This is a genomic window from Promicromonospora sp. Populi (genome assembly GCF_041081105.1).
In the GTDB taxonomy this organism is placed as follows: Bacteria; Actinomycetota; Actinomycetes; order Actinomycetales; family Cellulomonadaceae; genus Promicromonospora.
The window spans coordinates 4,317,510-4,332,377 of record NZ_CP163528.1 but is presented as its reverse complement, the minus strand read 5'-3'; the positions used below and the strand labels follow the sequence as shown (position 1 = coordinate 4,332,377).

Below are 14,868 nucleotides of genomic sequence, written 5' to 3'. Positions count from 1 at the left end.
TATGGTGGCGAGCATGTCCGAAACCTCAGCTCCCGCGGCAAACGGCCGTCGCTGGATCACGCTCGTCGTGGTCGGGCTCGCACAGCTCATGGTCGTGCTCGACGCGACAGTCGTGAACATCGCGCTCCCCTCGGCCCAGGCCGACCTCGGCTTCTCGGACGGCGAGCGCCAGTGGGTCGTCACGGCCTACTCCCTCGCGTTCGCGAGCCTCCTGCTGCTCGGCGGGCGCCTCTCCGACCTCATCGGCCGTAAGCGCACGTTTGTCATCGGCCTCATCGGCTTCGCCGTCGCCTCGGCGCTCGGTGGTGCCGCCGGCTCGTTCGAGCTGCTCGTTGCTGCCCGCGCACTCCAGGGTGCGTTCGGCGCCCTGCTGGCCCCCACCGCGCTCGCCGTGCTGACCACCACGTTCACTGTCCCGAAGGAGCGCGCTCGCGCGTTCGGCGTCTTCGGCGCCATCGCCGGGGCGGGCGGCGCGGTCGGGCTGCTCCTCGGCGGCATCCTGACCGAGTCCCTCGACTGGCGCTGGAACCTGTACATCAACGTCTTCATCGCGGCGTTCGCCCTCGTCGGGGCCCTCGCCTTCATCCCCCGCATCACCCGTACCGGCTCACGGCCGAAGCTCGACGTGCCGGGCACGCTGCTCGTCTCGGGTGCGCTCTTCGGCCTGGTCTACGGCTTCTCGAACGCCGAGAGCGGTGGCTGGGACGCGCCTCTGACCTGGGGCATGCTGGCCAGCGCCGGCGTGCTGCTGACCGCCTTCGTCGTCTGGCAGACGCGGGCGACGCACCCGCTCCTCCCGCTCTCGATAGTGCTCGACCGCAACCGCGGCGCGGCCTACATCTCGGTGCTGATCACCGGCGCGGGCATGTTCGGCATCTTCCTCTTCGTGACCTACTACCTGCAGCTCACGCTCGGGTACTCGCCGATCCAGACGGGCCTCTCGTTCCTGCCCATGATCGGGATGCTGATACTCGCCGCGCAGCTCGGCACCAACGTGCTCGTGCCCCGGTTCGGCCCCAAGGCGCTGGTCCCGGTGGGGATGGTTCTGGGCGCGACGGGCATGTACTTCCTCACCTTCCTGGACGGCTCCAGCACCTACGCCGCGAACGTGCTCGGGCCCCTGATGCTCATCGGCTTCGCAATGGGCACGATCATGCCCGCGTCGATGCAGACGGCGACGCTCGGCGTCGACCGGCAGTTCGCCGGCGTCGCGTCGGCGATGGTGAACACGAGCCAGCAGGTCGGCGGATCGATCGGCACCGCCCTGCTCAACACCCTGGCCGCCACCGCCACCGCCGACTACCTCGTGACCCACGCACCCGTCACCGCAGAGGTCGGCGCACAGGCGGCGATCGCCGGGTACTCGACCGCGTACTGGTGGGGGGCCGGCTTCTTCGCTCTGGGCGCCGTGCTGTCGGCGCTGCTGTTCCGCCGCCGCGGCCACGGGCTGTCGCTCACTCGCACCGAGGCCGACGCCGATCCGGCCGCGGCCGTGCGCGTCGTGGAGCCCGTCGTCGTCGGCTGACCGCCCGGGCGTCAGAGCAGCCCGGCGAGCCCGAGCGTAAGCCCCACGCCCGCGCAGACGCCGAGCGTCCGCAGCACGGGCCAGCGCACCACGAACAGCAGGAGGACAGCCAGCACCGCGATCCCCAGCGCGGCGGGCTGGAGCGTGGTGAGGTCCGGGACGTCGAGCCGCAGGGGCCCCGCGGTCCAGACGTTGGTGGTGGCGAAGAGGGTTTGGGTGGTGAAGTACAGCGCCAGGTTGGCGATCACGCCCACCACGGCCGCCGTGATCCCCGTCAGCGCGGCGCCCAGCGCCCGGTTGCCCCGGAGCCGTTCGACGTACGGCGCGCCGAGGAAGATGAACAGGAACGACGGGACGAACGTGACCCAGGTGGTCAGCAGGGCGCCGAGCACCGCTGCGACCCACGGGTCCAGGTCACCCGGGTTGCGGTAGGCGCCGAGGAACGCGACGAACTGCACCACCATGATCAGGGGGCCGGGTGTGGTCTCGGCCAGGGCCAGGCCGCGGGTCATCTCCCCCGGTGTCACCCAGGCGTACGTCTCCACGGCGCGCTGGGCCACGAAGGCCAGCACGGCGTAGGCCCCGCCGAACGTCACCAGGGCGGTGCCGGAGAAGAACAGGCCCTGCTGGGTGAACACGCTCCCGACGCCGGTCAGCATGGCCACCACGACGACCGGGAGCGTCCACGCGACGACACCCAGCACCAGCACCCGCAGCGCGCGGCGCCCCGACGGGCGCTCGGTGTGCAGGGCGTCGTCGGGGATCAGGGGCGCCGGGCCGTCGGCCTGCTCCCGGCCGGCAGGGGCGGCGATCCAGGCCGGTGCGTACCGGTGCACCACCCACCCCAGTACCCCGGCTCCGAGCACAACGAGCGGGAACGGGACCGCGAACAGCGTCAGCGCCGCGAACGCCGCTATCGCGAGGAAGACCAGCGCGGGGCTGGTGAGGGAGCGTCGTCCGACCCGGACCACTGCCTGGACCACGATGGCCAGCACCGCCGGAGCAAGCCCGGCGAACACCGCCGAGACGACCGTGGTCTCACCGAACGCGACGTACACCGCGGACAGGACCAGCAGGGCGAGCATCCCCGGCAGCACAAAGAGCCCGCCGGCGACGATGCCGCCGCGCCACCCGTTGAGCAGCCAGCCGGTGTAGACGGCGAGCTGCTGCGCCTCCGGACCGGGCAGGAGCATGCAGTAGTTCAGCGCGTGCAGGAACCTGCCCTGGCCGATCCACCGTTTCTCGTCCACGAGCGTGCGCTGCATGACGGCGATCTGGCCGGCCTGCCCGCCGAACGTCTGCCAGGAGATGGCGAACCACGCGCGGACGGCCGTCCGGAACGGCACCAGGTCTCGCACAGGGTTATCGCCCGTTTCACTCTCATCGCGCACGCCGAATGGAACCACGGTTGCCGCCGTCTCGTACAGGATGGGCACATGCGCTTGGTATCCGACGACGAACGCCGCGCCCGGCTGGGTGTGCGGCATGCTCTTGCGGGATCGGCACGGGTGGGATCCCCGGAGGAGGCCGCCCGCGCGGTGGTGTGTCTGCACGCGACCGACCCGCCGAGCGTGCACCTGTCGTGCTGGGCGCGGGTCGACGGCCTCGACCTGGACGACGTCGAACGGGCGCTCTACGACACGCGTTCACTCGTCCGGCAGCAGTCGATGCGCGAGACGCTGTTCGTGTTCCCCCGCGATCTGGTGCCGGCCGTGTGGGGCAGCGCGTCCGCCAGAGTGGCCGCTGCCTACCGCAACCGGCTGATCAAGGACCTCGAACGGTGGGGTCCGGCCGACGTCGGGCAGGGCGCAGCCTGGCTGGAGACCGCGGAGGCCGCGGTGCTCGCCTGCCTGTCCGACGGTGTGCAGCGACCGTCCAAGCAGATCCGGGAGGAGGTGCCCGAGGCGGACGGCGTCATCGTGCAGGCCCCGGACAAGCGCTGGGGCGGGCCGATCGCCATCGCTCCGCGAGTGCTCACCCAGCTGAGCCTCGACGGCAGGGTGGCCCGGGCGGGCAACGCCGGCGCCTGGTACACGAGCCGCCCGACGTGGACGACGACGCAGGCCTGGTGGGGGCAGCAGGTCCCCGACGCGCTCGAGTCGCGGCAGGGTTACGCCGAGGTGGTGGGTCGCTGGCTGTGGTCGTACGGGCCCGGCACCGTCGAGGACCTGGCCTGGTGGCTCGGGGGCACCAAGTCCGCGGTCCGTACGGCGCTCGACGACCTGGGCGCGCAGCAGGTCTCCTTGGCGGACGGTTCGGTCGGCTGGCTGCGTGAGGACGATCTTGAGCCGGCTCCGGCCGCCGAGCCGTGGGTTGCGCTGCTGCCCCTGCTCGACCCCACGGTGATGGGCTGGAAGAACCGCGGCTTTTTTCTCGGCCCGCATGGACCCCAGCTGTTCGACAGCGCCGGGCAATGCCGGCACCACCGTCTGGGTCGACGGGCGCGTGGTCGGCGCGTGGGTGCAGGACCCTGACGGCGTGGTGGAGCTCAGGCTGCTCGACGACGACGTCTCCCCGGCCGCCCGGGACGCGTTGGCGGCCGAGGCGAAGCGGCTCAGCGAGTGGCTGGACGGCCAGCGGGTCTTCACCGTCTACCCTTCACCGGCCATGCAGCCCGACGCCGGTCACTGACCCTGTGTGCCGGCGATGAGGCGCCGACCCCAGCCGCGCATGTACTCGACGGCCTCGGGTGGGCCATGGATGACGACGGGGGCTTCGAGGGCTGCGATGCAGAAGGCGGCCCAGTCGAGCGAGGCGGCGGGGATGTATACCCGGCACGAGGTCTCGTTGATGGGCTCCACCGTCCCGTAGTGCGCGATCTCGGCCCGGACCTGCTCGGCGGGGGCCTGCACAGTGGCATGTACGGGAAACCTGGCGGGCAACGACCTGATCTGGGCGCGCACGTACTCGACGGGATCGTCCGCGGGAAGCCGGCGGGGGACAAACCGCTTGCCGGTGCGGCTCGGGTCGGTGATGCGGTCGACGCGGAAGGTGCGCCAGTCTGCTCGGTCGAGGTCCCAGGCGATCAGGTAGAGGCGATTGTCGACGCTGACGACCCGGTGCGGGTGGATCGTCCGGCCGCCGACCTCACCGGATCTCGTGCGGTATTGCAGCTCCAGCGTCTCGGTGTCCCGGCAGGCCAGGGCGACAGTCGTCAATGATGCGACATCGGTGATGGCAGCTCGCCGCCCGGTGTCCTGCGACTGGACGACGACGGCTCGGAGGCTGTCGATGCGCCGTCGGATCCGCGCGGGAAGTACCTGCACGATCTTGGCCATGGCACTCAGTGCGGCGTCCCCTGACGTCGGGTATGCGCCGGCGGCGATCTCCTTGAGTCCCATGACGACGGCGGCGGCCTCGTCCTCGCTGAGCACCAGGGGCGGGAGGGCGGCGCCGGGGCTGAGCTGGTAGCCGCCACCGGTGCCCCGCGTCGTGGTGACCGGGTACCCGAGCTCCTGCAAGCCGTCGACATCCCGGCGCAGCGTGCGCTGGCTGACGCCGAGCCGGCGCGCGAGCTCGTCGCCGGGCCAGTGGCGCCGGTTCTGAAGCAGGCCGAGGAGCTCGAGGACTCGGGTGCTGGTCGACATGACACAAATCTAGTTCGACTTGTGGCCATATAGCGGCCACAAGTCCCGGGAGAATAGTACTTAGCAACCTCGTAGCGACCAGGACCACCGAGAGGGAACCTAAGAACATGCGCATTCTTGTCACCGGAGCAACCGGCCAGGTCGGGCGTCACCTCGTCAACCAGCTCCACGAGGCCGGCCACGAGGTCCGCGCCCTGACCCGCAACCCCGCGAAGGCCGGTTTTCCGGCCGGCGTCCAGGCGGTGCAGGGCGACCTCAACGACACCAGCACGCTCGACGCCGCCTTCGAGGGGGTCGAGGGGATCCACCTGATCACCTTCGGCGGCGACGGTTTCAGCGACCTGACCAACGGCCCGGAGATCGTCGCCCTCGCCGAGCGGCACGGCATCGGCCGAGCCACCGTGCTCGGCGGTTGGTCCCCGACCAGCGTCGAGAGCGCCCTGATGTCCAGCAGCATCGGCTGGACCATCCTGCAGCCGGTGGAGTTCATGGGCAATGCGCTCGATTGGGCTGACGAGATCCGCACCAAGGGGACCGTCGCAGTGCTCGCCGCCTACCCCAGCGCGATGATCCACGAGGCCGACATCGCGAGCGTCGCCGCCACCGCCCTCACCGAGGAAGGGCATGCGGGCCGCAGCTACCCGCTGACCGGACCGGAAGCCCTCACCCCGAGGGAGCGCACCCAGATCCTCGCCGAGGCCACCGGTCAGAACATCGACTTCGCGCAGCTCACCGAGGACGGCGAGCGCGACCGGCTCCGCGGCTACGGATACGACGACGACTACGTCGAGTTCGGCATCCAGCTCGCCACCAACCCGCCCGACGCCGCCGGTGTTGTGCTGACCACGGTCGAGGACGTCACGGGCAGGCCGGCCCGAACCTTCACCACGTGGGCGCAGGAGCAGGCCGAGCAGTTCCGCAGCACGCCCTGACCTGGGCGGCGCCGATCAAGCGATGCTCTGCGCTGCGGTTCGGAGTGCCGCGATCTCGTCGGGCGCCGACATCCGAGATACGGCCACGATGTCGCAGATGTACTCGCGCCGGTCTGGAGCGAAGGCCTCGGCGATCTTCGCCGGGTCCTCCAGCAGGATCCGGTAGATCTCCAGACCGGCGGCGTAGAAGAGGTCAACGAGCTTGGGCTCGCCTGCAGCGTTCCGCATGACGTTGCCCGGGTTGTTGTCGAGCCCGCCCCAGAACGGGATCGAGGTGGCCGCTTCGGCGTTGAGCTCCTCGGCCGTCCGGCGCACCTCGGCGATCGGGTCGTCCGGTGCTGCGGCAGCCCAGCGCTCGAAAACGCCTTCCGCCTGGGCGGACTCGACCGGCAGCAGGAACTCCAGCACCGTCAGACGACCCCCGCCGCCCAAGGGAGTGTCGAAGTCGATGCGCGGCAGCAGCGGGTGCCCCGCAAGGCGGCGGCACAGCTCTACGAAGACCGCATAGGCCGGCTCGAACGGACTGACTCTGGCGACCTGCATTCCATCCGGCGAGCGCCAGACCGTGGCCCAGTCCCCGAGGCCGCACACGTTCCAGCCCTCGGCGAGCAGCCGCCCGGCCGCTTCGCGGTGCGGCAGGTCACGCAAGACCTCGAAGGAGCTCATGGCCGCAGCCTAGGTGGGCAGAACCAGCTGTTTTTGATGTGGGACAGACCTACATGTCAGCGATAGTTGGTGAACTGCAGCGCGAAGTCCAGGTCCGAGCCCTTCAGGAGGGCCATGACCTCCTGGAGCTGGTCGCGCGACTTGCTCGTGACCCGCACCTCGTCACCCGTGATCTGCGTCTTCACGCCCTTGGGGCCCTCGTCGCGGATGATCTTGGTGACCTTCTTCGCGGACTCGCCCGCCAGCCCCTCCTTGAGGGTCGCCGCGAGGCGGTACTCCTTGCCCGACGGCTTGGGCTCGCGCTCGCCGACGTCGAGCGCCTTGAGCGAGATACCGCGCTTGATCAGCTTGATCTCGAAGACGTCGAGGGCCGCGAGCACCCGCTCCGACGAGTTGGCGACGATCACTATGCTCTCGCCGCTCCAGGCGATCGAGGCGCCCACGTTCTTGAAGTCGTAGCGCTGCGAGATCTCTTTGCCCGCCTGGTTCAGCGCGTTGTCGACCTCCTGGCGGTCGACCTTGCTGACGATGTCGAACGACGAGTCGGCCATGTCGTGCTCCTTCTGCGTAACACCCGGACGCCCCTGCGCGACCGGTGGGAATCTGGCACCACCGTATCCGCCTCGGCGTGCCAAGGACTAACGGACAGCGCAGGGCGCCAGCGGGTCGTTAGGGTCGGACCTAACGGATTCCGTTGGGGTCGGACCTAACGGATTGTCGCCGTGGGTAGGTACGACGCCGAACAGGCTTCAGAGCATCCCGGGTGGGGTACCCCACGGCGGTGCGTCCGGGCCCGACGTCGGACCGCCGAGACCACCCGGGCCGTAACCGCCCGACGGACCGCCGGCCATGGTCTCCAGGCGGCGGATGCGCTCCGGCATCGGCGGGTGCGTGGCGAACAGCCGCCCGATCCCGGCGCCGCGGAACGGGTTCGCGATCATCACGTGCGACACGTTGGTGAGCTCCCGGTCCTGCGGCAGCGGCGCGCGCTGCGTACCCTGCTCCAGCTTCTTCAGCGCCGAGGCCAAGGCCAGGGGGTCGCCCGTAAGCCGGGCGCCGTCCTCGTCGGCGTCGTACTCCCGGGTGCGCGAGATCGCCATCTGGATCATCATCGCCGCGACCGGGGCGAGGAACGCCATCGCGATCGCGGCGAGCGGGTTGCCGCCCTCGCGGCGGTCGCCGCCGCCGAAGAACAGCAGGAACTGCGCCGCCGCGGTGATCAGGCCCGCCATCGCGGAGGCCACCGACGCCGTGAGGATGTCGCGGTTGTAGACGTGCATCAGCTCGTGCCCCAGCACACCGCGCAGCTCGCGCTCGTTCAGGAGCTGCAGGATGCCCTCGGTGCAGCACACCGCGGCGTTCTGCGGGTTGCGCCCCGTGGCGAACGCGTTGGGCGCCTTGGTGGGCGAGATGTAGAGCCGGGGCATCGGCTGCCGCGCTTCCGTGGACAGCTCACGCACGATCCGGTGCATCTCCGGTGCCTGTAGCTCCGTGACCGGGTACGCGTGCATCGCCCGGATCGCCAGCTTGTCGGAGTTCCAGTAGCCGTAGGCGGTGGTCCCCAGACCGATGAGCACAAAGATCCACAGCATGCTGGAGCTGCGTCCGAAGAGCGCCCAGATCCCGAAGATGACGACCCACATACCGCCGAACAGCGCGGCGGTCTTCAGCCCGTTGTAGTGCCTGTGCATCGCACTCCTTTCCACCCAGCCGAACGTGCCGCGCCGGGCGGCGGTTCCCGGGACCATGATCGCGCACGCTGGTTGCGAACAGACGAACGGCGTGGACCCCCGTTCGGGATCCACGCCGTCCGCACGTCAACTGTCCGACCGTCAGGCCTGCGACCTGCTGATCGAGATCATCTCGTCGCGCGGCACGACCTTGACCCGCAGGCGGCCCTCGGCCTCGCCGAGCGCGCGCTCGTGCGCGTCCAGGAGCTCCCAGCCGGACCACTCGATGTACTCCACGCCCTTGCCGGCGAGGAACTCGGTGATGGCCTCCGGCGTACCCTGCGGTGCCGTGCGGCCGCCGTCCAGGTCACCGGGGGCCTCGCCGTCGGCCACGCCGGTGACGTCCTCGACGATGTGCCGCACCGTCTCCGACGCGTCGGACTTGGTGTGGCCGATCAGGCCCACCGGACCGCGCTTGATCCAGCCCGTGGCGTACACACCGGGGACCTGGTTGCCGTCGATGTCGACGACCCGGCCCTCGCGGTTGGTGATGACACCCTTGACGTCGTCGTAGGGAATCTCCGGCAGCGACGAGCCGAAGTAGCCCACCGCGCGGTAGACGGCCTGGACCGGCCAGTCGGTGAACTCGCCGGTGCCCTTGCTCGTGCCGTCGCCCTGCAGCGCGGTGCGCTCGGTACGGAAGCCGACCACCTTGCCGTCCTCGCCGAGCACCTCGGCGGGGGCGTTCAGGAAGTGCAGGTGCAGACGGCGCGACGCCGTGTTCTGCGCCGGGTCCTTCAGCGTCCAGTCCACCAGGGTCTTGACGACCTGCTTGGTCTGGTTCGACGAGTTGATGGCGGCCTCGGAGCCCTCGTCGAAGTCGAAGTCCTCCGGGTACACGACGATGTCGACGTCGGGCACGTGGCCCAGCTCGCGCAGCTCCAGCGGCGAGAACTTGACCTGGGCCGGGCCGCGGCGCGCGAACACGTGCACGTCCGTGACCGGGGAGGTCTTCAGGATCTCGTACACGTTGGCCGGGACCTCGGTGGGCAGCAGGTCGTCCGCGTGCTTCGCGAGGATGCGGGCCACGTCGAGGGCGACGTTGCCGGCGCCGATCACCGCCACCTGCTGGGCCTCCAGCGGCCAGGTGCGCGGCACGTCGGGGTGCCCGTCGTACCAGGACACGAAGTCCGCGGCACCGTAGGAGCCATCCAGGTCGATACCCGGGATGCCCAGCTCGGCGTCCTTGATGGCGCCGGTGGAGAAGATCACGGCGTCATAGAACTGGCGCAGGTCTTCGAGCTTCACGTCCACGCCGTAGTCCACGTTGGCGAGCAGGCGGATGTCTCCGCGGCCCAGCACCTTGTGGAGCGCGACGATGATCTGCTTGATGCGCGGGTGGTCCGGGGCCACGCCGTACCGCACCAGACCGAACGGCGCGGGAAGGCGCTCGAACAGGTCGATGCTCACGTCGAGGTCGGTCTTGGACAGGATGTCGCTCGCGTAGATGCCGGCAGGGCCGGCGCCGACGACGGCGACGCGCAGGGGTCGGGTGGTGCTCACGAAGGGGCGCCTTCCGGTCGAGAGGTCAGGAGGGAAGCGAAGGCCGCCCACGATTCTACCGACCGGGTAAGGCGCACCTCACCGCCGCCCAGGGGTTGGACGGTGGCGTTCCTGTGAGGATGCGCACTCCGCAGGGCTTAGTGCCCCTGCTCGCGCTCTCGCTCGACCTTGGCTGCCCGACGGCGGAGCTCGGCCCGGCCGAGCGCGTTGTAGATGGCGTCATACCCCGCCATGGCGAGCACCACCACCGCGAGGATGCCAGCGATCACGGCAACCGGGATGAGGCTCAGGACGCCTGAGACCACGGCGACGACAACGAGGCCCACGCCGATCCAGAGGCTCCACCTGCCGAGGCCGCTCATGCGGGAACCACCTCTGCAGGCAGCGCGCGCAGTCCGCGCGAGCCGACCTCTTGCAGCGAGTACGTCACGGGCTCCCCTGCCGGGTTGTGCTCCGTACCGCGCAGCACGTGGACACCGTGCGGCCCCGCGTAGACGGACGCGTTGAGCAGCTCGTCGCTCCCGCGAGCCACCCCAGAGACGATGCTCACCGCCACCGCCTCCTTCAGCTGCGGCAGGTTGGCGACGGCCCCCTGCAATGCCTCGGCCGAGTAGGTCTTCGCGGCGGTCCCCATCAGCGCGGTGCTGGTGGGGTCCAGGAACTTCTCGAACCGCTCCCCCAGCAGAGCCTCGGGGTACACCGAGAACACGTGGTGCCCCTGGCCGGAGATCTCCTCCTCGAGCACGGTGGCCTTGTCGTCCTCGTGGTGCACGTAGGCGAACAGCCAGTCCTTGCCGTTGGAGCTCGTCCGCTCGACCGAGACGATCTCCTGGGCCGTGCGCCGGAGCACGAGGGGACCGGTGATGCCGGGATGCGCCTTGATCTTGGTGACCCTGGAGCCGCTCTCGTCCGTCTCGGCGGCCACGACCAGCTCGCGGGACGCCATCGACCGGAGTGCCACCCGGCCCATCAGGGACCGGTCGGCGTCACCCTGGGCGTCGATCCACGGGGTGGGCACGAGCTGCTCGTGCTCGGGCCCGTCGAGGATCGTCACCTCCTCGTCCGTGAGGATCACGATTCCGACGACCTCGCCGTCCCGTGCCTGCGCGAGCGTAGCCCGCGCGGCCTCGACGTCGTCCGGACCAAACTGCATAGTCTTCTGCTCGCTCATCAGAACAAGCCTCCCACAAAGTCACCGACGGCACCGGCAGCGTCGCCGACCGCGTCGCCGACGTCGCTCGCCACGTCACCCACGAACTCGCCGACCTCCTTGACGCCGTCCGCGAGGTACGGCATCGGGTCGGAGGCGAACGCGGAGATCGTGTCCCAGTTGTCGTACACCAGGTTGCCCAGTGCCCAGGCACCGGTGACCAGGCCGGCTCCGACAGCGATACCGATGCCGACCGGGTTGGCGAACGCCGCGACACCCAGGAACATGCCGATCGTCGCTACCCCGCCGGCGACACCGACTCCACCCATCACCCGGTCGACGCCACCGCGCCAGCCGTCGTACTGGGTGTTGAACATCTGGTCGATCCCGCCGATGATGCCGAAGGCACCGCCCGCGACACCGGCGTACTTGCCGAAGGTGCCGAGCCTGCCGACTATGCCCATCCCGTCGACGAGCATCCCCTGCCGGATGAAGGCCGTCGCGGACGCCGCCGCGTCACCCGCCGTGTCCAGGGCGCGCCCGAGGTTGAGCAGGTTGCGGCCGTACTTGAAACTTGCCCACCCGGCCGCACCGAGGCCGATCGCGCCGATCCCGGTCTCGATCACGTCGAAGATGCTTCCCGGCCGGTCAGAAGACCCCGGGACCACGCCGCCCGGACCAGCACCGACGTACTCGTTCGACGTCGTCTCCTGCGCGTCGGCGTTGGCGCGCACCGTGCTGGCGATGTCGTTCAGCGCGGCTGCCGTGTCCTTGAGCCGCAGCAGATGGCTGCCCGTCCACTCCTGCCGGAAGCCATCGGCGTCCGGCCCGCTCCAGCCGTCCTCCTGCGGAAGCGCTGCCTCGACGGCCGCGACGACCGTGTCGAGAGTCCCGCTGCCCTCGTCGAACCGGTCGGCGAGGAGGCGCAGGGCCTCGATATCGGCGCCGTACATTTCGCCGCTCATGTCTACTCCTCAAGTCTGCCGTTGACGGCGTCGAACTCATCTGGGGATAGGACCCCACTCCAAATTTCAGATCCCAGGTGCGCACGGCGAGGATCCGCAGGCCGGTCCGGAGACTCGGCTCTCCGTGACCCGCTCGTGCGGCTACCAGCGGGTCGGTCAGCCAGACCGATTCAGCGCGGCCACCAACCGGGGGATCTGGCTGGCGGCGTCGGCCGGGTTGCCGCTGACCCGGACCATCGGGAGCACCTGCTGGGAGAGCCCGGCGACCGGGTGCCCCAGGTCCACCAGGGCGGACTCCAGCGCGCCGACCAGCCGGTCGGGCTGCCGCCAGGTGCCGAACCACCAGAGGACCCGCTGTCGTCGCGCCGGATCCTCCGGCCTGAACGTCCCGGCCATCTCGACATACTTCCGGCGGGCGACCGGTCCCAGGTCTGCTGCGAATGCCACAGCGTTCCAGGCCCAGACCGCGGTGCGCCCAGTGATGAGGAGGCTGCGCCCGGGGACCATTCGGCCGAGTTTCCCCCCCGGACGCGCGGCCGTGATCGAGTCGACCTCGAATCGGTCGAACAGCACCACTCGAGGACGCAGGAACAAGGCGAAGGAGCCGATGAGGAGGCCCCGGTCCAGCACAACCACCTTTTCCGCACCCATGTATCCGAGGACGATCCAGCCGAACAGGACCAACCAGGGGATCTGAAGGAGCGCATCGACGACCTCGCCGTTTCCGAGCACGATGCCCACGACGACGAAGATGCTGAACCCGATCGCGACCCACCACGCCGTCGGCGACGGCGGGTTGGCCTCGACGTGCCGGATCCTGCCGAGCTCAGGGAACTCCGCGGCTATCCCGCGGACCTTGCGAGTCACCCGGTCACCGGTGACGGAAGAGGTGCCCGCCCCGCTCATGCCGCGAGGAGCTTTCCGGGGAGCGCACGGACCACTGCGGCGCCCACCTCGGCCAGCACCAGGTGGTCGTCCACGCCGTCCCGTTCGTCACCCTGCAGGGTGAACACGCCACGCGGCCCCGAGTACACAGTGGCGTTGCGCACCGTGTCCGCTCCGACCTTGACGACGGACAGCACGCAGACCGTGAGGGACTCCGTCAGCTCGGGCAACGTCGGTCCGACGGTCTCGAACTCCCGAACCGTGAACGTGCGCGACTTGCCCGCCATGACTGCGGCGGACGTCGGATCGAGGAATGTCTCCAGGCGTTCACCGAGGAACGCCTCGGGGTACACCGAGTAGGTGTGGTGGCCGCTCGTCGCGACCTCCTCCTCCAGGATCCCGTAACCCTCGTGCACGTAGCAGTACACCCAGTGCCGGCCCAGGGTGGTCACCCGCTCCACAGTGAGGATCGCCTGCGCGGTCCGCCGCAGCACGAGGGTGCCGGTGAGGTCAGGGATCGCGTCGATCCCGACCGGCTTGCCCTCGCCCCGGTCGGCGGGCACCACAAGGCCCTGGCCGAGGAGCGCCCGCAGCGCAACCTTGCCCACGAGCTCCTTGTCGATGTCGCCCTGTGTCTCGAGCCAGGGCATCGGCGTGGGCTGGCTCGTCTGGACGCCGTCGAGCACCATGACCTGTTCGTCGGTCAGGTTCACGATCCGCGTCGCCTTGCCGGCTTCGCCACGGGCGAGCACAGCGATCGCCGCCTCGTAGTCGGCCTTGGTGAAGTTCAACGTCTGCTCGCTCAACTGAACAGCCCTCCTACGAAGTCACCGGCAGCTTCGAGGCCGTCTCCGACCGCGTCACCGACGTCGGATACGGCGTCTCCCGCCGCGTCCGCCATGTTACCGATCCCGTCCACGACGTCACCGGCCGTGTCGCCGGCCCAGTCCCAGGCCGCACCCGCGGCGCCAGCCACAGCGCCCGCAGCGTCGCCCACGGCACCCGAGATCGTGTCCCAGTTGTCGTACACCATGTTGCCCAGCGCCCATGCGCCAGCGACCAGGCCAGCGCCGACCACGACCCCGACGCCAACGGGTCCGAGAAATGCCGCCGCGCCGAGGGCGATCGCGATACCGCCACCGCCGCCGATGACCGACGCGACTCCCATTCCCCGGTCGACCCACCCACGAGCACCGTCGTACTGGGTGTTGAACATCTGGTTGAGGCCGCCGACGACGCCGAATATGCCACCGGCGGTGCCCGCGAAACGCGCGATGTTGCCGGCGGAGCTGGCGAGGCCGACGGCGGTGCTCATCTTGCCGATGAGCCCGAAGTCTTCGGCGACACCGAGGCTGGCCGCGGTCCGGCCCACGAGACCACCCGCGCCGCGGTAGACCTCCACCGTTGCGTCGGCGATCTTCGCCGCGTCTCCAAGGCGAGTGGCCTGGAGGTACGAGGCCAGCGCAGTGCCTGTCTTCCAGGCCTTGGATGCCGCCAGGTACGTCGTAAGGCCCTTCAAACCAAGCGCGCCGAACGTGCCCGCCACGCCCCAGTTCCAGTCGAACTCGTCGTTGCCGAGTTCCCCGCCGCCGGGCCAGCCGCCCGGACCACCACCGACGTACTCGTTCGACGTCGTCTCCTGCGCGTCAGCGTTGGCGCGCACCGTGAGAGCGATATCGCTCAGAGCAGCGGCCGTGTCCTTGAGCCGCACCAGATGGCTGCCCGTCCACTCCTGCCGGAAGCCATCGGCGTCCGGCCCGCTCCAGCCGTCCTCCTGCGGAAGCGCCGCCTCGACAGCGGCGACGACCGTGTCGAGAGTTCCACTGCCCTCGTCGAACCGGTCCGCAAGGAGTCGCAGCGCTTCAATATCGGCGCCGTACATTTCCCCGCTCATGGCTACTCCTCACGTCCCGTTGTCGACGGCG

At 69.8% G+C, this 14,868-nt stretch carries 16 protein-coding genes; 4 read left to right on the top strand and 12 right to left on the bottom strand.

The features are described 5' to 3' along the window. Positions 1–13: 13 nt before the first annotated feature. Positions 14–1,525, top strand: a complete 1,512-nt coding sequence (locus AB1046_RS19590) for an MFS transporter (RefSeq protein ID WP_369370965.1) — start codon at positions 14–16, stop codon at positions 1,523–1,525. Between the two features lie 11 nt (positions 1,526–1,536). On the opposite strand, the gene chrA is transcribed toward AB1046_RS19590, so the two are convergent. Further along, entirely contained in the window at positions 1,537–2,871 is a 1,335-nt protein-coding gene (chrA, locus tag AB1046_RS19585) for a chromate efflux transporter (protein ID WP_369370964.1), read from the bottom strand. 90 nt (positions 2,872–2,961) lie between these two features. On the opposite strand from chrA, the gene AB1046_RS19580 reads away from it, so the two are divergent. Both AB1046_RS19580 and AB1046_RS19575 read left to right on the top strand, forming a co-directional pair. Further along, entirely contained in the window at positions 2,962–3,999 is a 1,038-nt protein-coding gene (locus AB1046_RS19580; protein WP_369370963.1) for a winged helix DNA-binding domain-containing protein, read from the top strand. A gap of 4 nt (positions 4,000–4,003) precedes the next feature. Further along, positions 4,004–4,156: a hypothetical protein gene (locus tag AB1046_RS19575; RefSeq protein WP_369370962.1), complete on the top strand. Its 153-nt coding sequence runs from the start codon at positions 4,004–4,006 to the stop codon at positions 4,154–4,156. Here the strand turns inward: AB1046_RS19575 and AB1046_RS19570 are convergent. Continuing rightward, positions 4,150–5,112: a helix-turn-helix transcriptional regulator gene (locus AB1046_RS19570; protein WP_369370961.1), complete on the bottom strand. Its 963-nt coding sequence runs from the start codon at positions 5,110–5,112 to the stop codon at positions 4,150–4,152. The two genes, AB1046_RS19575 and AB1046_RS19570, sit on opposite strands and share 7 nt — an antisense overlap. A 107-nt stretch (positions 5,113–5,219) precedes the next feature. Between AB1046_RS19570 and AB1046_RS19565 the strand changes: the two genes are divergently transcribed. Continuing rightward, positions 5,220–6,044, top strand: a complete 825-nt coding sequence (locus AB1046_RS19565) for an SDR family oxidoreductase (RefSeq protein WP_369370960.1) — start codon at positions 5,220–5,222, stop codon at positions 6,042–6,044. A 15-nt stretch (positions 6,045–6,059) separates the two neighbouring features. On the opposite strand, the gene AB1046_RS19560 is transcribed toward AB1046_RS19565, so the two are convergent. From AB1046_RS19560 to AB1046_RS19515, 10 genes are all read right to left on the bottom strand, one after another. After that, positions 6,060–6,710: a hypothetical protein gene (locus AB1046_RS19560; RefSeq protein ID WP_369370959.1), complete on the bottom strand. Its 651-nt coding sequence runs from the start codon at positions 6,708–6,710 to the stop codon at positions 6,060–6,062. A gap of 56 nt (positions 6,711–6,766) precedes the next feature. Next, the gene (locus AB1046_RS19555; RefSeq protein WP_369370958.1) at positions 6,767–7,261 is read right to left on the bottom strand and encodes a YajQ family cyclic di-GMP-binding protein; all 495 of its coding nucleotides are present in this window, start codon (positions 7,259–7,261) and stop codon (positions 6,767–6,769) included. 198 nt (positions 7,262–7,459) lie between these two features. Then, on the bottom strand, positions 7,460–8,401 hold the full coding sequence (htpX, locus tag AB1046_RS19550) for a zinc metalloprotease HtpX (RefSeq protein ID WP_369375781.1): 942 nt from the start codon (positions 8,399–8,401) through the stop codon (positions 7,460–7,462). A gap of 141 nt (positions 8,402–8,542) precedes the next feature. Then, positions 8,543–9,943 (bottom strand): FAD-dependent oxidoreductase, encoded by a 1,401-nt coding sequence (locus AB1046_RS19545; RefSeq protein WP_369370957.1) that lies wholly within the window; start codon positions 9,941–9,943, stop codon positions 8,543–8,545. Positions 9,944–10,080: 137 nt separating this feature from the next. Further along, the gene (locus AB1046_RS19540; RefSeq protein WP_369370956.1) at positions 10,081–10,305 is read right to left on the bottom strand and encodes a hypothetical protein; all 225 of its coding nucleotides are present in this window, start codon (positions 10,303–10,305) and stop codon (positions 10,081–10,083) included. After that, positions 10,302–11,114 carry a hypothetical protein gene (locus AB1046_RS19535; RefSeq protein WP_369370955.1) on the bottom strand — a complete coding sequence of 271 codons (813 nt, stop codon included), beginning with the start codon at positions 11,112–11,114 and terminating at the stop codon, positions 10,302–10,304. The genes AB1046_RS19540 and AB1046_RS19535 overlap by 4 nt, the downstream gene beginning before the upstream one ends. Next, on the bottom strand, positions 11,114–12,058 hold the full coding sequence (locus AB1046_RS19530; RefSeq protein ID WP_369370954.1) for a hypothetical protein: 945 nt from the start codon (positions 12,056–12,058) through the stop codon (positions 11,114–11,116). The genes AB1046_RS19535 and AB1046_RS19530 overlap by 1 nt, the downstream gene beginning before the upstream one ends. A gap of 156 nt (positions 12,059–12,214) precedes the next feature. Continuing rightward, a complete protein-coding gene (locus tag AB1046_RS19525) occupies positions 12,215–12,925 on the bottom strand; it encodes a hypothetical protein (protein WP_369370953.1) in 711 nt (236 codons plus the stop codon). 35 nt (positions 12,926–12,960) lie between these two features. Next, positions 12,961–13,749, bottom strand: coding sequence for a hypothetical protein (locus AB1046_RS19520; RefSeq protein WP_369370952.1), 789 nt, complete (start codon positions 13,747–13,749; stop codon positions 12,961–12,963). Beyond that, a complete protein-coding gene (locus tag AB1046_RS19515; RefSeq protein ID WP_369370951.1) occupies positions 13,746–14,837 on the bottom strand; it encodes a WXG100 family type VII secretion target in 1,092 nt (363 codons plus the stop codon). Before AB1046_RS19515 ends, AB1046_RS19520 begins: the two co-directional genes overlap by 4 nt. Positions 14,838–14,868 lie beyond the last annotated feature (31 nt).